Source organism: Streptomyces sp. NPDC048462 (genome assembly GCF_043200175.1).
Lineage (GTDB): Bacteria > Actinomycetota > Actinomycetes > Streptomycetales > Streptomycetaceae > Streptomyces.
Window position 1 is genome coordinate 121,810 of sequence record NZ_JBICXG010000019.1, and the last position, 19,343, is coordinate 141,152.

The 19,343-nt window shown below is 72.2% G+C and carries 17 protein-coding genes, 1 tRNA gene and 1 pseudogene; 11 read left to right on the forward strand and 8 right to left on the reverse strand.

What is annotated here, in order from left to right; genetic code table 11:
- Positions 1-214 precede the first annotated feature (214 nt).
- Positions 215-3,196, forward strand: coding sequence for a DEAD/DEAH box helicase (locus ACGFU6_RS27685; RefSeq protein WP_393614723.1), 2,982 nt, complete (start codon positions 215-217; stop codon positions 3,194-3,196).
- Complete coding sequence (locus ACGFU6_RS27690) at positions 3,193-4,503, forward strand: SWIM zinc finger family protein (RefSeq protein WP_393614725.1); 1,311 nt, start codon at positions 3,193-3,195, stop codon at positions 4,501-4,503. The genes ACGFU6_RS27685 and ACGFU6_RS27690 overlap by 4 nt, the downstream gene beginning before the upstream one ends.
- A gap of 27 nt (positions 4,504-4,530) precedes the next feature.
- Here ACGFU6_RS27690 and ACGFU6_RS27695 read toward each other — a convergent pair whose 3' ends face one another.
- Together ACGFU6_RS27695 and ACGFU6_RS27700 are read right to left on the reverse strand one after the other, a co-directional pair.
- Positions 4,531-4,839, reverse strand: coding sequence for a hypothetical protein (locus tag ACGFU6_RS27695; RefSeq protein WP_393614726.1), 309 nt, complete (start codon positions 4,837-4,839; stop codon positions 4,531-4,533).
- A 107-nt stretch (positions 4,840-4,946) separates the two neighbouring features.
- Positions 4,947-5,495: a DUF3574 domain-containing protein gene (locus tag ACGFU6_RS27700; protein WP_393614728.1), complete on the reverse strand. Its 549-nt coding sequence runs from the start codon at positions 5,493-5,495 to the stop codon at positions 4,947-4,949.
- 391 nt (positions 5,496-5,886) lie between these two features.
- On the opposite strand from ACGFU6_RS27700, the pseudogene ACGFU6_RS27705 reads away from it, so the two are divergent.
- A pseudogene (locus tag ACGFU6_RS27705) lies at positions 5,887-6,617 on the forward strand (hypothetical protein).
- A 33-nt stretch (positions 6,618-6,650) separates the two neighbouring features.
- Positions 6,651-6,737, forward strand: a tRNA-OTHER gene (locus tag ACGFU6_RS27710).
- A gap of 321 nt (positions 6,738-7,058) precedes the next feature.
- Here the strand turns inward: ACGFU6_RS27710 and ACGFU6_RS27715 are convergent.
- Together ACGFU6_RS27715 and ACGFU6_RS27720 are read right to left on the reverse strand one after the other, a co-directional pair.
- Positions 7,059-7,640, reverse strand: coding sequence for a peptidase (locus tag ACGFU6_RS27715; protein ID WP_393614789.1), 582 nt, complete (start codon positions 7,638-7,640; stop codon positions 7,059-7,061).
- A gap of 148 nt (positions 7,641-7,788) precedes the next feature.
- The gene (locus ACGFU6_RS27720; protein ID WP_393614730.1) at positions 7,789-9,000 is read right to left on the reverse strand and encodes a pyridoxal phosphate-dependent aminotransferase; all 1,212 of its coding nucleotides are present in this window, start codon (positions 8,998-9,000) and stop codon (positions 7,789-7,791) included.
- Positions 9,001-9,088: 88 nt separating this feature from the next.
- On the opposite strand from ACGFU6_RS27720, the gene ACGFU6_RS27725 reads away from it, so the two are divergent.
- Together ACGFU6_RS27725 and ACGFU6_RS27730 are read left to right on the forward strand one after the other, a co-directional pair.
- Positions 9,089-9,766: a winged helix-turn-helix transcriptional regulator gene (locus ACGFU6_RS27725; RefSeq protein ID WP_393614731.1), complete on the forward strand. Its 678-nt coding sequence runs from the start codon at positions 9,089-9,091 to the stop codon at positions 9,764-9,766.
- Between the two features lie 110 nt (positions 9,767-9,876).
- The gene (locus tag ACGFU6_RS27730) at positions 9,877-10,368 is read left to right on the forward strand and encodes a cupin domain-containing protein (RefSeq protein ID WP_393614733.1); all 492 of its coding nucleotides are present in this window, start codon (positions 9,877-9,879) and stop codon (positions 10,366-10,368) included.
- A 55-nt stretch (positions 10,369-10,423) separates the two neighbouring features.
- Here ACGFU6_RS27730 and ACGFU6_RS27735 read toward each other — a convergent pair whose 3' ends face one another.
- Positions 10,424-10,789 (reverse strand): nuclear transport factor 2 family protein, encoded by a 366-nt coding sequence (locus ACGFU6_RS27735; RefSeq protein ID WP_393614734.1) that lies wholly within the window; start codon positions 10,787-10,789, stop codon positions 10,424-10,426.
- Positions 10,790-10,807: 18 nt separating this feature from the next.
- Between ACGFU6_RS27735 and ACGFU6_RS27740 the strand changes: the two genes are divergently transcribed.
- Together ACGFU6_RS27740 and ACGFU6_RS27745 are read left to right on the forward strand one after the other, a co-directional pair.
- Positions 10,808-11,503, forward strand: a complete 696-nt coding sequence (locus ACGFU6_RS27740) for a nucleotidyltransferase domain-containing protein (protein WP_393614735.1) — start codon at positions 10,808-10,810, stop codon at positions 11,501-11,503.
- Between the two features lie 10 nt (positions 11,504-11,513).
- A complete protein-coding gene (locus ACGFU6_RS27745) occupies positions 11,514-12,167 on the forward strand; it encodes a uridine kinase (protein WP_393614736.1) in 654 nt (217 codons plus the stop codon).
- Between the two features lie 35 nt (positions 12,168-12,202).
- Here the strand turns inward: ACGFU6_RS27745 and ACGFU6_RS27750 are convergent, their stop codons facing one another.
- The 3 genes from ACGFU6_RS27750 to ACGFU6_RS27760 form a co-directional block, all read right to left on the reverse strand.
- On the reverse strand, positions 12,203-13,108 hold the full coding sequence (locus tag ACGFU6_RS27750; RefSeq protein ID WP_393614738.1) for a carbohydrate kinase family protein: 906 nt from the start codon (positions 13,106-13,108) through the stop codon (positions 12,203-12,205).
- Positions 13,105-14,061, reverse strand: coding sequence for a pseudouridine-5'-phosphate glycosidase (locus ACGFU6_RS27755; RefSeq protein WP_393614739.1), 957 nt, complete (start codon positions 14,059-14,061; stop codon positions 13,105-13,107). The genes ACGFU6_RS27750 and ACGFU6_RS27755 overlap by 4 nt, the downstream gene beginning before the upstream one ends.
- 619 nt (positions 14,062-14,680) lie before the next feature.
- Complete coding sequence (locus tag ACGFU6_RS27760; RefSeq protein WP_393614741.1) at positions 14,681-15,691, reverse strand: hydroxyacid dehydrogenase; 1,011 nt, start codon at positions 15,689-15,691, stop codon at positions 14,681-14,683.
- A gap of 482 nt (positions 15,692-16,173) precedes the next feature.
- Here ACGFU6_RS27760 and ACGFU6_RS27765 point away from each other — a divergent pair, with 482 nt between their 5' ends.
- From ACGFU6_RS27765 to ACGFU6_RS27775, 3 genes are read left to right on the forward strand one after another with little or no spacing between them, the layout of a single operon-like run.
- Positions 16,174-17,502 carry an extracellular solute-binding protein gene (locus ACGFU6_RS27765; protein ID WP_393614743.1) on the forward strand — a complete coding sequence of 443 codons (1,329 nt, stop codon included), beginning with the start codon at positions 16,174-16,176 and terminating at the stop codon, positions 17,500-17,502.
- On the forward strand, positions 17,499-18,470 hold the full coding sequence (locus ACGFU6_RS27770; protein ID WP_393614744.1) for a carbohydrate ABC transporter permease: 972 nt from the start codon (positions 17,499-17,501) through the stop codon (positions 18,468-18,470). The genes ACGFU6_RS27765 and ACGFU6_RS27770 overlap by 4 nt, the downstream gene beginning before the upstream one ends.
- A complete protein-coding gene (locus ACGFU6_RS27775; protein WP_393614745.1) occupies positions 18,467-19,333 on the forward strand; it encodes a carbohydrate ABC transporter permease in 867 nt (288 codons plus the stop codon). Before ACGFU6_RS27770 ends, ACGFU6_RS27775 begins: the two co-directional genes overlap by 4 nt.
- The last annotated feature ends 10 nt before the right edge of the window (positions 19,334-19,343 follow it).

Here is a 19,343-nt window from a genome sequence, read left to right on the forward strand (position 1 = left end):
CCGCCCCCCCCCCCCCCCGCCGCCCGCCCCCCCCCCCCCCCCCCCCCCCCCCCCCCCCCCCCCCCCCGGCGGGGGGGGGGGCCCCCGGGCCCGTGGTCCGCTGTCAGACCACCCGCCTAGACTCGCCAGTCAGAGGGATCCGGTGCCGCTCGGGGCGCCGGGGACCGGGACTCGAAGCCCGTGACCAGGGCCTTGGACGTGAGGGGAGGGACCGGTGGCCATCGCATCACCGCCGCGGGACGCGGCTGTCGGCCGGCTGCTGCGCTGCGCGGCGGTCTTCCTTCCCGCGTCGCTGCCGAGGGAGGGCCGCGTCGCGTTCTGGGACCCGGAGGGGGCCCCGCTCCCCGGCCCCGACGTGACGACCGCGCCGGGTGGGACGAGCGCGGGCGGATCCGCCCCCGGCCAGGACGACCGCGTCTGCGAGATCACGGTCGTCCGACGGCACGGCGATCAGGGTGACGTCCGCCGGCAGACCGTGCCGGCCCTCGTGCTGCCCCTGACCGACGCCGTACCCCTGCTGGCCCGTGCCCGGCACCAGCAGTCCGCCCACCCCGCCACCCGCTGCTGGGGGGCCGCCGCGCTGCACGCGCTCCACCTGGTGGCCGGTGGCCGGATGCTCCCCGGGCTGACGCCCGAGGACCACGACGCCTGGCGGGCCGGTCCCCGCGCCGCCGAGGACGTCGCACACCTGCGTGCGGTCGCCGCGGCCATGCCGCCCGAGGGATACGCGGTGCCGTTCCCCGACCGCACACCCCTCCAGCTCCCCGAGCCCGAACCGCTCATCGCCTCGTTCCTCGACGCGGTGGCCGACACCCTGCCCCGCACCCCCGCGGCGGCGTTCGCCATGGGGGCGCCCTTCGCCGCCGGAGAGGCCCAGCACCTGCCCGGCGCCCGTGAGTGGGCGGTGGCGGTCGCGGCCGGACTCGACGCGGGCGTACGGGTGTCGCTGCGCCTGGACCTCTCCGCGTACGAACTCTTCGACACGACGGACTCCCGGGACGCCGCGGACCCGGGCGACACCGACGGCCCCGACGACACCGTCGGCAGCGACGGTGGGCCGGGTGGTGCCGGCGGATCCTCCGACTCGCGGCATGCCGCCGCAGCCGTCACCCAGGTGCACAGCCTCGCGGACCCGACCTACGTCGTCGACGCCGCCGCCCTGTGGAACGGCGGGGCGGGCGAGCCCTTCGGACCGCGCGCGCGGATCGACGCCGTGCTCGCGCTGCGCCGCGCCGCCCGGGTCTGGGCCCCGCTGGAACGGCTGCTGGACCAGCCCGTCCCCGACGTACTCGCCCTCAGCGAGGACGAGTTGTACGAGCTGCTGAGCGACGCCGGGGCCCGGCTCTCGGCCGCCGGGGTGAGCGTCCACTGGCCCCGGGAGCTGGCCCGTTCGCTCACCGCGGCCGCCGTGGTGCGGCCCGCTCCGGGCACCGCCACCGACGGCACGGCGTTCTTCGACGCCGAACAGCTCTTCGCCTTCAACTGGCAGCTCTCGCTGGGCGGCCAGCAGCTCACCGAGGCCGAGATGGACGTGCTGGCCGAGGCCCACCGGCCCGTCGTGCGGCTCCGCGACCAATGGGTCGTCGTCGACCCCGCGCTCGTGCGCAAGGCGCGCAAGCGGGAGCTAGGCCTGCTCGATCCGGTGGACGCCCTCGCGGTCGCCCTGACCGGCAGCACCGAGGTGGACGGTGAGCAGGTCGACGCCGTGCCGGTCGGGGCGCTCGCGGCGCTCCGCAGCCGCATCCTCGACGACGACACCACGATCGCACCGCCGCCCGGCCTCGACGCGACGCTCCGCGACTACCAGCTGCGCGGGCTCGCCTGGCTGGACCGGATGACCGCGCTGGGCCTCGGCGGCTGCCTGGCCGACGACATGGGCCTCGGCAAGACGATCACCCTCATCGCCCTGCACCTGCACCGCGCCCACCCCGCGCCCACCCTGGTCATCTGCCCCGCCTCACTGCTGGGCAACTGGCACCGGGAGATCAACCGCTTCGCCCCCGGCGTCCCCGTGCGCCGGTTCCACGGCACCGACCGCACCCTCGCCGAGCCCGACGGCGGCTTCGTCCTCACCACGTACGGCACGATGCGCTCCAGCGCCGCCGAACTGGCCGCGCACAGCTGGGGACTGGTCGTCGCCGACGAGGCGCAGCACGTGAAGAACCCGCACTCCTCTACGGCGAAGGCGCTGCGCACCATCCCGTCCCCGGCCCGGGTCGCCCTGACCGGCACCCCCGTCGAGAACAACCTCTCCGAGCTCTGGGCCCTGCTCGACTGGACCACGCCCGGACTGCTCGGCCCCCTCAAGGCGTTCCGCGCCCGGCACGCCCGGATCGTGGAGAACACCGGCACGGCAGCCGGGATCGGCAACGACGAGGCGGTCGAACGGCTCTCCAGACTGGTCCGCCCGTTCCTGCTGCGCCGCAAGAAGTCGGACCCGGGCATCGCACCCGAGCTGCCGCCCAAGACGGAGACCGACCACCCCGTCTTCCTCACCCGCGAACAGGCCACGCTCTACGAGGCCACGGTGCGCGAGACCATGGCGTACATCGAGGCGTCGGAGGGCATCGCCCGGCGCGGCCTCATCATGAAGCTGCTGGCCTCGCTCAAGCAGATCTGCAACCACCCGGCGCAGTATCTGAAGGAGGAGCCGACCCGGCTCGTCGGCCGCTCCGGGAAGCTCGCCCTGCTCGACGAGCTCCTCGACACGATCCTCGCGGAGGACGGCTCCGTCCTCGTCTTCACCCAGTACGTGACGATGGCCCGGCTGCTCTCCGCGCACCTCACCGCGCGGGCGATCCCCTCCCAACTCCTGCACGGCGGTACGCCGGTGGCCGAACGGGAGCGGATGGTCGACCGCTTCCAGTCCGGCGAGGTGCCGGTGTTCCTGCTCTCGCTGAAGGCGGCCGGCACCGGGCTGAACCTCACCAGGGCCGCGCACGTCATCCACTACGACCGCTGGTGGAACCCGGCCGTCGAGGAACAGGCCACGGACCGCGCCTACCGCATCGGCCAGACCCAGCCGGTCCAGGTGCACCGGCTGATCGCCGAGGGCACGGTCGAGGACCGGATCGGCGAGATGCTGCTCGCCAAGCGGGCCCTGGCCGATGCCGTGCTCGGCACCGGAGAGACCGCGCTGACCGAGCTCAGCGACCGCGACCTGGCCGATCTCGTCTCCCTGCGGAGGCCGTCATGAGCCCCCGCTCCCGGCCCGCCGCCCGCCAGGACGCGCGGCCCGTCGCCCGGTCCAGGCCCGGCCCCGACGACCTGCGCCGGACCTTCGAGGCGGTACCCGCGCGGACGTCCGGCGACGACGAGCCGTTCGCGGACAGCTGGTGGGGCCGGGCCTGGGTGGCGGCGCTCGAAGCCCTCTCGATGGACACGGCGAGGCTCGCCCGGGGCCGCGCGTACGCGGACGGCGGGCACGTCGCCGCGGTCACCGTCACCCCCGGCCGCGTCGTCGCCTACGTGCACGGCAGCCGGCCCCGGCCCTACCGCGCCGAGCTGCGCCTGCGCACCTTCACCGACGCCGACTGGGAGACCTTCCTCGGCGCGGTCGCCGCCCGCCCGGACCACCTGACCGCACTGCTCACCAAGGAGATGCCGCACTCCCTGGCCGACACGGCGGCCGCCTCCGGTGTCACCCTGCTCCCCGGCGCGAACGACCTGGACCCCACCTGCTCCTGCCCCGACCACGGCTGGCCCTGCAAGCACGTCTCGGCGCTCTGCTACCAGATGGCCCGGCTCCTGGACGCCGACCCGTTCGTCCTCCTGCTGCTGCGCGGCCGGGGCGAGCGGGAACTCCTGGAGGACCTCGGCCACCGCAACGCCGCGCACTCCGCACGGGAGCGGCCCGAGGCCCCCGCCGCCCCCTCCGTACCGGCGCGGGAAGCGCTGGCGGAGCGTTTCCTGCCGCCGCTGCCCGCCCCGTTCCCGGTGGCGCCGCACCCGGGGCAGCCGCCCTCGTACCCGAGCCTGCCCGGCGGCCGCGACCCGCTCGCGCTCGACCAGCTCGCCACGGACGCCGCCGCCCGCGCCCACGCACTGCTCACCACCGGCCTCGACCCGCTCGCCGGGCTCACGCCCTGGCAGGACGCCGTCCGGCTGGCCGCCGCCCGCCCCACCGCCGGGCTGACCGCCACCACCCGCGCCCTCTACCGCGAACTGGCCTCCGCCACCGGCCGCAACATCACCGACCTGGCCCGCGCCGTCGCCGCATGGCGCCAGGGCGGGGCCGAGGGGCTGGACGTCCTGGAGACGCAGTGGGACCCTCCGGCGGGACCGTTCGACCGGGCCCGCCCGGCGCTCGCCGCCGCCGGCTTCCCCCGCTTCCAGCCCTGGCGCAACCACCTCACCCATCCCGGCGGCACGCTCCAGCTCCGCTTCGGCCACGACGGCCGCTGGTACGGCTACGAGTCCGACCCGGGCCAGGACGAGTGGTGGCCGCGCGCCGCACCGGACACCGACCCGGTGGGCGCACTCCTGGAGCTCAGCGGCGGCTGACCGCTCAGGAGCTCCCTAGGAGGGGCATCAGCCCTTCAGGAGGAACAGCAGACCGATCAGCAGGACGGCGACGACCGGCAGCACGATCAGCCGCGCCTTGCGGAACGACTCGTCCTCCTGCTGCGCCAGTCCCCGGGTCGCCGCGTGCGCGGTGGCCAGGTGCTCCCCGGCCATGTCGAGGATCCGTTCCATGGTCAGGAGCGAGGGACGCCAGTCGCAGTGGGCGCAGACCAGGAAGTCGCGGTACGGGTCGTAGCGGAAGTCCCGCTCGATGTTGACCGTGAAGACCTGTCCCTGCTCGGTCGTGGCGGTGAAATGACGTATCGCGGCACCCATGCGGCCTGCCCCCTGCTGATCGTTGTCCGGTGCTCCGGCACCCGGCGGCGGCACAGTACCCGAACATCCGGGGCCGGTGCGGAGCGGGCGGCGGCCGGGGCGCGGGCTCAGAAGTCGGCGGTCGTGCGCTCCTCCAGCCGCGCCACCGAGTCCTGCGCGTACGCCTTCTCGTAGGCGTCACGGATCCGCTCGATCTGCGGATCGCGCTGCCGCGCCTCTGACGTCGGGTAGAGCAGGGTCAGTTCGTAACTCCGCTCCCGCTCGATCACCCCGTTGGAGTCCCGCCACTGCCCCCGTCCGTCCTGGATGGTCAGCCCGTCCGGGAACCGAGGGGTGACCTCCCTGTCGATGAAGGCGAGGAACTGGCGGTCGGTCACATCAGCTCCGCCGTCCGGCCGTTCGGTGCCGAAGAAGAGCCGGGTCTCGATATAGGCCTTGCCCCGCGAAGCGGTCGAAGTCGCCGGCCGCGGTTCGGGTGAGGCGCCGGTGCCCAGCGTGGCGTACGCGACGGGCGTGCCCACGGCCAGGACGGCGAGTCCGGCGCCCGCAGCGGCGAGCGCGGCACGCCGTCGCGGGCGCAGGCGGACGTTCGGGGAATCAGGGGAATCGAGCGAGTGGCGGGAGAGGCCGGAGAGACGGGGCTTGGGGAAAGGCATGGGGGACCCTTAGTGCCAGGTGCGGGGGAGGGAGCGCGGACGCGCGGTCCCCACTCTGGCAACCGGCCCCCGCCGCAGGGCCCCGGAACAGGTACGCCGCCGGGAATCCACCCGAACGGACCGCCGCGCACGGGCGCACCGGACGGCGCACCCGGCGCTTCCAGGGGCTCGCTGGGCGGGCAAAAAGCGCTGGTGCACGCGGTGTTGATGTTGCTAGTGCCGCGTCAGTCAAGGTTTGCCCGTCAAGGAGCGGCGTCAGGTGCGTGCTCTCGGCGTGCCGGCCGGAAGCCCTTGTACTGGATGTACTTGGGTTTTCGGCCTGTGCGGCGAGAGTGCGTGCCGGGCGTCGCGACGGGGCAGACCTTGGCTGCCGCGGCACTAGCTTCCTGGTGTGGCGAAACTCAATCAGATCATCGCAGTGGAGAAGGGCGTCAAGTCCAAGGCTCACCAGGACCTGACGGCGGCGCATCACGGCCTCCAGAAGGCCGGCTTGCTGGCCGGGATCTCCCGGACGTACCAGCCGAAGGACGAGGAGGGCGAGCAGCTGCCGCCCGAGTCGACGCCGGTGCAGATCAAGGCCGAGGACGTACTGCGCGAGACGGCGCGGACGCTCACCCGGCTGTTCGACGTGACCGCACCAAGGACTGGGCGAACTGCGAAGCCCGTGCCGACATCTCGGTCGACGGCCGGGTGCTGGTGGCGGGTGCGCCGGTGTCGTACCTGCTCTTCCTGGAGAAGCAGCTCACCGACATCACCACGTTCATCCGCAAGCTGCCGGTGCTGGAGGCCTCGGAGGCCTGGGCCCAGGACCCGTCCACCGACTCCTGGAAGACCGAGCCGGTGCGGACCCTGCGGACCAAGAAGGTGCCCCGCAACCACGTGAAGGCGGAGGCCACCGAGAAGCACCCGGCGCAGGTCGAGGTGTATTACGAGGACGTCCCGGTCGGCTACTGGACGACGGTGAAGTTCTCCGGGGCGCTGCCCGCGCGACGGATCAACGAGCTGTCCGACCGGGTCGAGAAGCTCCAGCAGGCCGTCAAGTTCGCCCGCGAAGAGGCCAACGGCGTGGACGTCACGGACCAGCGGGTGGGCGACGCGGTATTCGGTTACCTCTTCGGGTGACCGGCCAGGGAATCCCCGGCGGCGGTCGAAGCCGCTGGGGTGCGCGAGGAGCGCAAAGCTGAAACTGAAGTTTGTCGTGACGACGCGGTTACGGTGGAGGTTCGAGTCCTCCCCCCGGCACTTCCGTCCCTTCGTACCTGCTTGCGGGTGCGGGCTGCGGATGCGGGCCGGGGTGGCCCAACCAGGCAGAGGCAGACCGCGATCAATCTCAGACTCTTGCTCCAGACTCAGCATGCGCCGCCTATCGCCGAATCGACCGGGCCCGTGCCCGTGTGCGTCGAGATGCCGGTTCGACTCCGGCCCGTGGAGCTTCGGTCCGCGGTCGTCTAAAGGCAGGACGCGACGACATAAAACTGATACGGGACCTTAAACGTGTCTGCGTGCAGTACAGGTGGCATCACAGGGCTCGGGGGCCGGCTACACCCCCGGGCCCGCTCCTGTTCAGGGGGCCGGTGCGTCGGACCGCGCGGACAGCGACACCCCGCGCCCGGCGAAGAAGCGGGCGAACTCGGCCAGCGGAAGCTCTGCGGCCCTGGTCGAGGCCGTGATACCCGACGGGTTGTGGAAGTGCACGCCCGTGCCGTCGGCCGTGCGCGAGGTCAGGAGCACCAGGTGCCCGCCCCGCCCCGGCGCGGGCCGGTCCGGATGGCGGATCGCGTAGTGCACCGACGCCATGACGGACCGCCCCTCGTCGAGCAGGTCCGGGATCTCCTCCGGCGCGAGGTGCCGGTGGACGGTGGCGTCGAGGCCGTGGCTCTCGCGTACGTAGTCGGCGAAGGGGGCGTAGACCAGGCCCCGGATCGTGCCGTCGTCCGGGTCCTCGGTGTACGCGCCGTACCCGAGCGCCCCGTCGCGCAGGGCGAACAGCGGCGGGGCCCCGGCGCCGAGGGCCATGCGCAGACAGGTCATCCCGCACAGATGCCCCGCCCAGCGCGCGTACTCCGCGGGCGACTTCGCGCCGGACTCGGCCCACGCGGGGTCGGTGGCCGGGTCGAGCCCACCCTCGACGATCGGCCCGACCAGGTCGAACGAGGCGAACTGGGTGTGTACGGGGACCCGGCAGGTGGGATAGGCGGAAGAGGCGGGAGAAACAGGAGAGGCGGCAGGGGCGGGAGAGGTGGCGCGGGTGGAGCGGCTCACGGTCGGTATCCGTTCGTCCCCGGGCGTCCGGTCACTGCCGGTACCCGGTCAGGAAGCGGCCGATCCGGCTGATCGCCGCGTCAAGATCGTCAGCGTACGGGAGGGTCAGGATGCGGAAGTGGTCGGGCCGCGGCCAGTTGAAGCCGGTGCCCTGCACGACCTGGATCTTCTCCCGCAGCAGCAGGTCCAGCACGAACTTCTCGTCGTCGACGAGTGGGTGCACCTTCGGGTCGATGCGCGGGAAGGCGTACAGCGCGCCCTTCGGCTTCACGCACGACACCCCGGGGATCTCGTTGAGTTTCTCCCAGGCGAGGTTGCGCTGCTCGTACAGCCTGCCCCCGGGCACCACCAGCTCCCGGATCGACTGCCGGCCGCCGAGCGCGGCCTGGATGGCGTACTGCGCCGGGGCGTTGGGGCACAGCCGCATGGAGGCGAGCATGGTCAGCCCCTCCAGATAGCTGCGCGCGTGCTGCTTCGGTCCGGAGACCACCATCCAGCCCGAGCGGAAGCCGGCCACGCGGTACGTCTTGGAGAGGCCGCTGAAGGTGAGGCAGACCAGGTCGGGGGCGAGGACCGCGACGCTGTGGTGCTCGGCGTCGTCGTAGAGGATCTGGTCGTAGATCTCGTCCGCGAACACCATCAGACCGTGCCTGCGGGCGAGATCGAGGATGGCTTCGAGGACCTCGCGCGGGTAGACGGCGCCGGTCGGGTTGTTCGGGTTGATGATCACGACGGCCCTGGTCCGGTCGGTGATCTTCGATGCCATGTCGGCCAGGTCGGGGTTCCAGTCCGAGGCCTCGTCGCACATGTAGTGCACGGCCTTGCCGCCGGCCAGCGTCGTCACCGCCGTCCACAGGGGGTAGTCCGGGGACGGGATCAGCACCTCGTCACCGTCCTCCAACAGCCCCTGCACGGCCATCGAGATCAGCTCGGACACCCCGTTGCCGAGGAAGATGTCGTCCACGCCGACTCCGGTGAGCCCCATCGCCTGGTAGCGCTGGGCCACGGCCCGGCGGGCGGACAGGATGCCACGCGAATCGGTGTAGCCGTGGGCCTGCGGGAGCATCCGGATCATGTCCTGGACGATCTCCTCGGGCGCCTCGAAGCCGAACAGCGCCGGGTTGCCCGTGTTGAGGCGGAGCACGCTGTGGCCTGCCTCCTCCAGGGCGTTGGCGTGCTCGATGACCGGGCCCCGGATCTCGTAACAGACCTCGTTGAGCTTGCTGGACTGGCGGAATTCCATGCGGTGCTGCCTCCCCGATCCGATTGCGGTACTTGGTTTTACCAAGCTTGAGCTTGGAAAGTCCAACAACATGTCTAGACTGCGTCGCATGCCACGTCAGCAACAGCCCGAAACCCGCCCGGCCCGCCGCCGGAGTTACGACCAGTTCTGTGCCGGCGCCCGCGCGCTGGACGCGGTCGGTGACCGGTGGACCCTGCTGATCGTCCGTGAACTGCTGGCCGGTCCGCGCCGGTACACCGATCTGCACGCGGACCTGCCCGGCGTGAGCACGGACGTCCTGGCCTCCCGGCTCAGGGACATGGAGCAGGGCGGACTGGCCACCCGGCGCCGGCTGCCGCCGCCCGCCGCCGCCTCGGTGTACGAGCTCACCGAACGCGGCCACGGACTGCTGCCCGTGCTCGCCGCACTGGCCGAATGGGGAGCACCCGCCCTCGCCGAGCGGCGCCCCACGGACGCGGTCCGGGCGCACTGGTTCGCGCTGCCGCTGCTGCGCGCACTGGACGGGCCCGGCGGACCTGCCGGTGACGGAGTGCTGGATGTGCACCTGGACGAGGGCGAGTTCCACGTCCGTACGGGGACGCGGGCACCCGGCAGCGCGGTCTACGGGGACGGTCCGGCCGAGCGGGCCGATGCGCGCATCGCGCTCGACGCCGAGCTCTGCCTCGCGCTCGGGCGCGGCGAGACGACCTTCACCGATGCGGTCAGGGACGGGCGGATCGAGGTGTCCGGCGAGGGACCGCTGGCCGCCGAGCTGCGGGGCGAATGACGGTGGCGGGCCGGGGACGGTTCGCCCGGCCGGCTCCTGGGTAGCGTCGGGGCATTTGGGATGCCAGGGGCAGCGCTGATGCCCGGGGCACTGACGCAGAGGAGTTGCCCATGAGACTCGGCAGACACCAGGGGCGGCTGGGCAAGGCGCTTGTCATCGGGGGCTGCGTGGCAGCGCTCTGCTTCGTGCCGTCGGCGGCCGTCGCCACTCCCGGCAGCGGGGTGAGCGGCACCGTCGTCGCGGAGGGCACGTCACCGGGCAAGCTGAAGGTGAAGACGCCGAAGGGCCGTACCGATGTCACCTTCCGGAAGATCACCGTCCAACCCGGTGGCTCCACCGGCTGGCACACCCATCGCGGCCAGCTGATCGCGGTCGTCCAGCAGGGGACGCTGACCCGCACCCTGGACGACTGCTCGGTCGAGGTGACGCCCGCCGGAACGTCCTTCATCGAGCCGTCCGGGACGAAGCACCGCCACATCGGGCGCAATCTGGGGACCGAGCCCGTCGTCCTCTGGGTGACCTATCTGCTGCCCGAGGGCAGCGAACTCTCCGACGACGCCGACGCGGTGGACTGCGACGGGAAGACCGACGGGAAGCACTGAGGCGGCGCCGAAGGCCGCCCCCGTTCTTCCGGCTGCCCGCTTCCGCCCCCTGCCGTCAGCGGGCGAGCGTCTCGCCGTAGGCGCCGAGGCCGCCGATCACCAGCCCGTCCCGGAACGTCAGCACCTCGTACACCCGGCCGCCGAGCTGGTTGCGGTAGTCGATCACCAGGGTGTCGACGCTCACCCGGACATCCATCACCTCGAACGCCAGGTCGGGGATGAGCTCAAGACCGCGCGCCCAGTAGGCCCGCAGTCGGTCCTTGCCACGCACGGTGCCGGAGGGGTCGCCGGTGAACCGGGCGATCATGGGCGAGCTGAACGTCACGTCGTCGTGATAGTGCGTCAGGATTCTTTCCAGATCGTGGGAGTTCCAGTCTTCCTGCCACCGCGCGGCGAACGTGTGGGCGAATTCGAGGTCCATGAGGAGGAGCGTACGAGGGTGACGGAGGAGGGTGGCGGGGCGGTGGGTGAAGAGGTGCCCGAGGAGCTCGATCCGGTGCGCCGAGCCGCGCTGGCGCGGCAGCTTCTGCGCGCGCTGCGGGCCCACTGCGCCGGGTCGCGGGCGGAGCCGAGGGGGTCGCTCGCGCGCGGGACCGCCGACGCCTACAGCGATATCGACCTCCTGTGGGTCGTGCCGGACGGCCGGTTCGCGGACTGTGCGGCCGCTGTTCCCGGGCTGCTCGGCACGGTGCGGGACGTCGCCTTCCTGCGGGTCGACCCCGAGCTGGGGAACTCCCGGGGCAGACGGCTGATCTTCGTCGACTTCGCCGGGCTGCCCCTCTTCTGGCGGCTGGACCTGGAGATCGTCGCGCAGTCCTTCGCCGGGCTGCCCGGCTACGACCAGGACAACCCGGCGGCGCGCAGCGACGACTGGTCCAGACCCGCCAGCGCGCTCGCCAACGCAGTCGCCGCGGTGAAGGCGCTGCTGCGCGGCCGGCCGGAGACCGCCCGGGGCCTGCTGGAGCGCGGCTTCGCCCGCATCGGGGCGGTGGACACGCTCTCCGGCGACTGGTTCGCCGACATCACCCGCCTCGCGGAGGCCGCCGCCGCGCTCGAACCGGCCCGGGGCCCGCTCGCCGGACGCGTCGTACGGCTGGCGGCGGACCACCGGCCGGAGCTCGGCCGGCGGGGGTGATGATGGAGGCGTGCGATTCGAAGCGATCACCTGGGAGCGGCTGGCGGACGCCCTGGCCGCGCACATCGACGCGCTGGAGCCGTCCGACGGCGGGCCCTGGCTCAAGGTCGCCGTCGACGGGGCCCCGGCCGCCCGGACAGGTGAGCCGGCCGAAGCACTCGCGCAGGCGCTGCGGCTGCGCGGCCGGGCCGTGCTCCCCGTCTCCACGGCGGGATTCCTGCGGCCGGCCAGCCTGCGCTACGAGTACGGCAAGCGGGACCCCGACTCGTACTACGGCAGCTGGTTCGACACCGGGGCGCTGTGGCGTGAGGTTTTCGGGCCGCTGGAGGCGGGCGGCAACGGGCGGGTGCTGCCCGACCTCTGGGACCCGGCGACGGACCGGGCCACCCGGAGCCCGTACCGGCTCCTGCCGGCGGGCGGGGTGCTGGTGGTGCACGGGCCGCTGCTGCTCGGGCACTGGTTCCCGTTCGACCTGAGCGTCCACCTGCGGCTGTCGCCCGGAGCGCTGCGGCGGCGCACCGAGGAGGCCGAGCAGTGGACCCTGCCCGCCTTCGCGCGGTACGAGGACGAGGTGACGCCCGCCGAGAGCGCGGACGCGGTCGTCCGGGCCGACGACCCGCGCCACCCGGCCTGGACGGGACTGCGGGGAGACGCCGACGCGTAGGGGCAGGGGCACGTCCGGCCCCCGGCGCGCACCCGCTATCCGTCCCCGGGCAGGGGTGGCCGACCGCCCACGGCCATGACGGCCCGCGCTCCCGAGAGGCAGCCCGCCGCGGCGGCCGTCACGGCGTCGTCGCCCGCCAGCAGCGCCGCGAGGTAGCCGCCGGTGAAGGCGTCGCCCGCCCCCGTGGAGTCGACCGGGTCCCGCACGGTCTCGCCCGGCACCCGGCCGGTCACCACGCCCCCGGTGGCGAGCAGCGCGCCGTCCCGGCCCAGCGTGACGACGGCCTGGCGGACCAGCAGGCTCAACTTGGCCGCCGCGTCGGCCGGTCCGGGGAGGCCGGTGAGCAGCCGGGCCTCGTCAGCGTTGGGGAGCAGCAGGTCGACGCCCCCGACCAGGTCCAGGAACCGGTCGACGCCCAGTTCGGCCAGGAAGCCGGCCGAGGCCGGGTCGACGCTCACCGGGATCCTCCGCCGCTGGGCCTCCCGCAGCGCGAGCAGGGCCGTCGCGCGGCTGCCGGCGGCGAAGAGCAGGTAGCCGGAGAGGTGGAGGCGGCCGATCCCGTCGAGCATCGACGGCGACCAGTCCCCGGGCGCGAGGCGCAGGGCCGCACCGCTGTCCGTGAGGAAGGTGCGTTCGGCGGCGGGGTCGACCAGGGCGACGACCGTCGCGGTTGGCGCCGCGTCGTCCACGGCCAGCAGTTCGCGTACGCCCGCCCGCCGCAGCCGGTCTCGGTGCCAGGCCGCGGAGTCGGCGCCGACCCGGGCCAGCAGCCGCACCTCCGCGCAGCCGGAACGCACCGCCCAGCAGGCCACGTTGGCTCCGGCCCCGCCCGGCAGGGTCCGGATGCCGGCCTTCGTGTCCGTGCCGTGGACCAGCGCCGTCGCGTGCCGGGCCACCACGTCGGTGACCACGTCCCCGACGACGAGGAGGCCACCGGTCACCGGGCGGACCGGACCGTGGCGATCCGGGCGGCGAGCGCCACGTTGCCGCGGACCGCCGCCAGGTTGGCCTCCAGCGAGGCGCCCCCGGTCCGCCGCGTCAGCTGGTCCAGCAGGTACGGCGTGACGGCCTGTCCCACGATGCCGCGCTCCCGGCACGAGTCCAGCGCCTCGGCCAGCACCCGGTCGTGCAGGGCGGGATCCAACTGCTCCTCCCGCGGTACGGGATTGGCGACGATCAGCGCGGTGTCCGGGCCGCCGAGCGCGTCCTGGGCGGCCATCACCTCGGCAACCTCCTCCGGGGAGTTCACGGTCCAGTCGACCGGTTCGCCCGAACTGCTCAGATAGAACCCGGGGAAGCGGTCGGTGCCGTAACCGAGCACCCCGACGCCGAGCGTCTCCAGCCGCTGGAGCGTGGCCGGCACGTCCAGGATCGACTTCACGCCCGCGCAGACCACGGTGATCCCGGTCCCGGCCAGCAGCCGCAGGTCCGCCGACTCGTCCTGGGTCTCGGTCCAGCCCCGGTGCACCCCGCCGAGCCCACCGGTCGCGAAGACGCGGAGGCCCGCGCGTGCGGCCAGGAACGCCGTCGCGGAGACCGTCGTCGCCCCGCTCGCGCCCGCCGCCAGTGCCGGGGCGAGGTCCCGGTGGCCGAACTTGCGCATCGCCGGGTCCTGGGCGACCCGCTCCAACTGGTCCTTGTCCAGACCGATCCTGGCCCTCCCGTCCAGCACGGCGATGGTGGCGGGCACGGCGCCGCCGGACCGGACGAGCCCCTCCAGCTCCTCGGCCACCCGCAGATTGCGGGGGCGGGGCAAACCGTGGGCGATGATCGTCGACTCCAGCGCGACGACGGGCCGGTGCGCGGCGAGGGCGGCCCGCACCTCCGCGGAGAGGACGGGCGCGTGAGGCACGAACGGGGTGGGAGCGGCGCCGAGCGGCGCAGTATGTGACATGTCCACATCTCTGTCGCGGCGGGGGCGGGCTCAAACGTGCACCCGGCGGCCACCGGTGCGGGTCTCGTACGCCTCCCGGCGGTGACCGACGCGGCATTGACGTACTGCCGGGCGGCGCATTCCTTTGCCCTGTGATCCGCATTCGCGACCGGTGCTCCGTCGTGCCCGCAGGAGCGGAAGGAGGGAAGTGCGGAAATTCGGAAGGCCGACAGGGCGGAAGTCCGCGCTTCGCCGTGCCATTGCTGCCGTGCGGGCATGAAGGTGCCGATACCCGCGAGGAAGGCGTTCCGAATGCGTTCCTGGTCCCTGGACCCTCGCCCGTTCCCTTTCGGCTTTCGGCCTTTTGGCTCTCGGCCCTTCGGCCTTGCGGCGGCCGGGTCGGAAGAATATGCGGAGCGGAGCAGTCCGGGGCCGGGACTTCTGCCTGCTCCGAACTATCGCTCCTCCCGCTTACGTCTCACTGACGTTTCGCTAACGTCTCACTGACGTTTCGCTGACGTGACGTCCCCGGGCTGCGGACTTGCGGAATCGGGTGCCGGCCGGGCTTGCCCGGTCCCGGGAATTCGGTACAGCATGGCCGCCTCGCGTCCGGCCCGCCGCCATCGGGCCCGCCGGGCCGTCAGGCCAGTGAAGTGGCGTGCGCGGGGTCGATGGCGTGACGGAGTGGCCGGTCCTGTGTGAAGCGGTCGAGTTCGTCGAGCACGAGCTGTCCGAGGCGCTGGCGTTCGGCACCCAGGGCGCCGCCGAGGTGCGGTGTCAGGACAACGTTGGGAAGGGTGAACAGTGGCGAGTCATGAGCCGGGGGCTCGGGATGCGTTACGTCGAGCACGGCGGTGAGATCGGGTCTGGCACCCAGGACCTGAGCGGCGGCCGGCTCGTCGATCAGCGCGCCCCGCGCGGTGTTGATCAGCGTCGCGCCGGGGCGCATCGAGTCCAGCAGCCGTGCCCCGATCGTGCCGCGGGTCTCGGGCAGGAGCGGTGCGTGGAGGCTGACGACGTGGCAGGTGGCGAAGAGCTCCTCGACGGGCACCAGCCGGACGCCCGCCCGGCGGGCGGCATCCGGGGAGGCGACGGGATCGGTGGCGAGGACCTCGACATCGAAACGGGCCAGGTGGGCGGCGACCAGCCTGCCTATGTGGCCGAGCCCCAGCAGGCCCACCCGTGACCGGTAGGCGCCCGGGACCTCGGGGTTGTGCGGGAAGCGGCGGCTGCTCGCGACCTCCCGCGCGATGCGGTGGGCCTGCTTCAGCCCGAGGAGGACGTGGGCGAGGGTGAACTCCGCGACCGGGACGGCGTTGGCCGCGGCGGCGGAGACGATCGGGATGCCGCGCTCCCAGAAGGCGGGCGTGGTCAGGTGCCGTACGGACCCCGCTGCCACGAGGACGGCCCGCAGCCCAGGGGCCCGCGACAGGAAGGCGGTATCGAGGACGGGCGCGCCCCAGCCCGTCAGCAGGATCTCGACGTCCCTCAGCGCCTCGGGCTCCGCGTCCAGCTCCTGGCGGGTACGGGGCGGTCCCTGCCAGCGCGCGAGCCGGCCGATCCCGGCCAGTACCTCGGGCGGGTAGACGTCCGCCCGGCGTTCTTCCTCCATGACCAGCAGGGCTGTCGGTGCGGTGGCCGGTTCGTTCATATCGGGTCTGGCTCCTCGGCCGGTCCGGTGCCGGACCGGTGGCCGGGCGGCCACCGGTCCCTGCTCGGATCTGTGGGTGAATGTCTGACTGGATGTCGCGGACTGGTGTGGCCTGTTCAGTCCCCAGGCCGGATGGCTCGCAGGGACGATACATCGGATCACTGGAATGTCCTCGCGTACAGGTCGGATGTCCAGCCCTCGTCCCCCGGCAGTTGTTGTCAGGGCTCGTACTCGTTCCGGATCGGGATGGCTGTTCGTATGGATCGGCGAACTGGGCCGTTATCAGGCGATTTTCGGAGGTGATATCGCCCTCGCGCGTTCCGGATTGCCGGAGCCGTGCACGGAGGGGCATTCGGTGGGAGCTGCGCCGACCCGTGGAAATTTTTGTATTCATCGGACTATTGACCGCTGATTCCGACCCCGTTACCGTCCCAGAAAGCGCTTTCCAGGCCAACTGTGATGCGGCGAAAACAGGAGTTGTGATGCAGAGATCGCGATGGATCGGTGCGGGTGTCCTCGCCTCGACACTGGTCCTCACCAGCTGTTCGTCCGGGCCTGCGGGAGTGGATGCCAAGCAGGACCCCAAGGCGCCTCTGGAGCTCTGGACCAGGACGACACCGGGCGGACCGGGGGAGCAGGGCGCGCTCAAGCTCGTCACCGCCTTCGAGAAGAAGACGGGCTACAAGGTCAAGGTCACGGCCATCTTCGATGACTTCGAGACCAAGCTGCAGCAGCGGGCAGCCCAGAAGAACCTCCCCGACATCGTCATGAACGACGTGACCCAGCTCGGGGCCATGCACAGCCAGGGGCTGCTCCGGGAGATCGACCTGGACAAGATCAAGGACAGCGGGCAGATCATCGGCCAGGGCCTTGACTCCGGGAAGAGCGTGGACGGCAAGCAGTACGGACTGCCGTACTCGGCGCAGGCGTCCGCGCTGCTCATCCGCAAGGACTGGCGGCAGAAGCTGAAGCTCGACGTCCCGGAGAACTGGGACGACTTCGCCGCGATGGCCAAGGCCTTCACCACCCGGGACCCGGACGGCGACGGCAAACAGAACACCGCCGGGCTCGCCGCCCCGCTGTCCACCAAGCGCGGCTACGCCTCCTGGTACTTCTCCAACTTCCTCTGGGCCGCAGGCGGCGACTTCATCACCGAGAGCGGCAAGGGCACGTACAAGCCGGCCTCGGCCACGAAGGCATCGGTCGAGGCCATGCAGTGGTTCCGCGACCTGGGCTGCAAGGCCAAGGCCATCCAGCCCGGCGCCGTGACCATGGACACCCCGCCGACGAACGAGACCTTCGAGGCGGGCCGGACCGGCATGTTCGTCGTCGGCCCGTACCTGCTGCCCCGCTTCGACGAGACCCTCGGCAAGGACAAGTACGAGGTAGTGCCGATGCCCAAGGGCCCGAAGGACGCCACCGTTCTCGCGGAGGGCGGTTCGGTCTACCTGATGGCCGGCTCCGCCAACCAGGCCGGCCAGGACGCCTTCGCCGGCTTCGCCGTCTCCGCGGAGGGTCAGAAGACGGGGATGGCGGGCGAGACCGGCTACACCGTCCAGCTTCCCGTCAACAAGACGGTGGACATCTCCCAGGTGCGGCCCGACCCCCGCTGGAAGACCTACGCCCAGGCGTACCAGGACTCCGGGCGGTACGCCCCGTCCATCCCGAACTGGACCCCGGTGCGGCAGGCGACGGCCGACACCGTGAACGCGCTCATGGCGGACTGCGGTCTCGACACCGGGACCAAGCTCCGTGAGCTCGACAAGCAGCTCGCCGAGATCCTTCAGGAGCAGGGGATCGCCGCGTCATGAGCCTCGACCAGGCCGAACCGGCCGCCCCCGCGGCGGCCGGTCCCGCCCCGCGGAAGCCGGGGCGCCGGGGCGGCGGGGCCACCGGCCGCCCGGGGCGCAGCCGCAGATCGGGCCGGTGGTGGACGCCCTGGCTGTTCCTCGCCCCCGCGCTGATCCTCTTCCTGTACTTCAAGTTCATCCCCATGGCCAACGCGCTGACCATGTCCTTCCAGGAGGTTCAGCCCTACCTGGGAAACAAGTGGGTCGGCACCGACAACTACGCCACGGTGCTCCAGTCGCACGGATTCCGCGAGGCCGCCTGGCACACGCTCGTACTCGCCGCCGGGCAGACCGCCGGCTCGATGGCGCTCGGCCTGGCCCTCGCCCTGCTGATGGAGGGGCAGAGCCGCCGGCTGAAGTTCGTGCGCTCCGCGGCGTTCCTGCCGGTGGTGGTGCCGCTCGCGGTCGTCGCCGAACTGTGGCGGATCATGTACCACCCCACCGGCGACGGCATGCTCAACTCGCTGCTCGGGATGGTGGGAATGGGCCCGTCCGGGTTCATCAACGACCCCGACACGTCGATGGCCTCCATCATGCTCACCGGCGTCTGGCGGGGCGCCCCCTACGACATGATGATCATCCTCGCCGGACTGACGAGCGTGGACCGGGGCCTGTACGAGGCCGCGAAGGTCGACGGCGCGTCCAGGTGGCAGCGGGTGTGGCACGTGGCCGTGCCCGGACTGCGGTCGGTGTTCTCGATCCTGTTCATCCTCGCCGCGATCCGCGGACTGCGCGTTTTCACCGAGGTGTTCCTGCTCACCAACGGCGGGCCCGACGGCTCCACCGAGGTCGTCATGACCCTCATCTACAAGCTCGGCCTCGAACAGAACCGGCTCGGTGTCGGAGCGGCGGGAGCGGTCCTGCTGTTCGTCGCGACGCTGATCCTGACCGTCGTCGTCCAACTGCTGCGGCGGAGGGAAAGCAAGTGAGCGAGCAGACCGAGACCGCGCTTGGCCTGACCGAGAGCCGCACCGCCGGCGGACGGATCCTGAGGAACGTCGTCCACCTGCTGGTCCTGATCGTCTTCGCGGGGCCGCTGCTCGCCCTGCTCGTCAGCGCCTTCGGACACGTCAAGGACCCGACACAGCTGAGCGTCATCCCCTCGGGCGTCACGCTGGACAACTTCCGGATCGCCTTCGACCAGGGGGTGCTCAGGTACCTGCTGAACTCGTTCTTCGTGGTCGGCGGCGGGCTGCTGCTACAGGTCGCCGTCTCCGTCCTGGCCGGGTACGCGCTGGCCAGGAAGGTCTTCCCCGGGATGACGCTGGTGCTCGTCGCCGTCCTGGCGACGCTGATGCTGCCCGAGGAGATCCTGGCCCTCCCGCTGTCCCTGATCCTCTCCGACCTGCCGGTCGTCCACTTCAACCTCATCGGCACCCTGGCCGGAATGATCGTCCCGCTGGGCGCCTGGGGGTTCTCCATCCTCGTCATGACCGAGTTCATGAAGGACGTGCCGCGCGAACTGGAGGAGGCCGCCCGCATCGACGGGGCCGGCGACCTGCGGATCTTCGCCCAGATCATCCTGCCGATGTGCAAGCCCGCCCTCGGCGTCATCGGGGTCTTCGGGTTCACCATGATCTGGGACCAGTACCTGCTGCCCCTCCTCGTCTCCACCGACTCCTCCTCGTACACGCTCCCGCTGGCGCTGCGCACCCTGCGGATCGACCCCGCGGTGACCCCCGGAGTGGTGATGGCCGCCTCGCTGCTGGCCCTGCTGCCCTCCGTGATCGTCTTCCTCTTCTTCCAGCGGTCCTTCGTCAGCGGCCTGTCCTCCGGTGCGCTGAAGGGCTGACCCCGGCGAA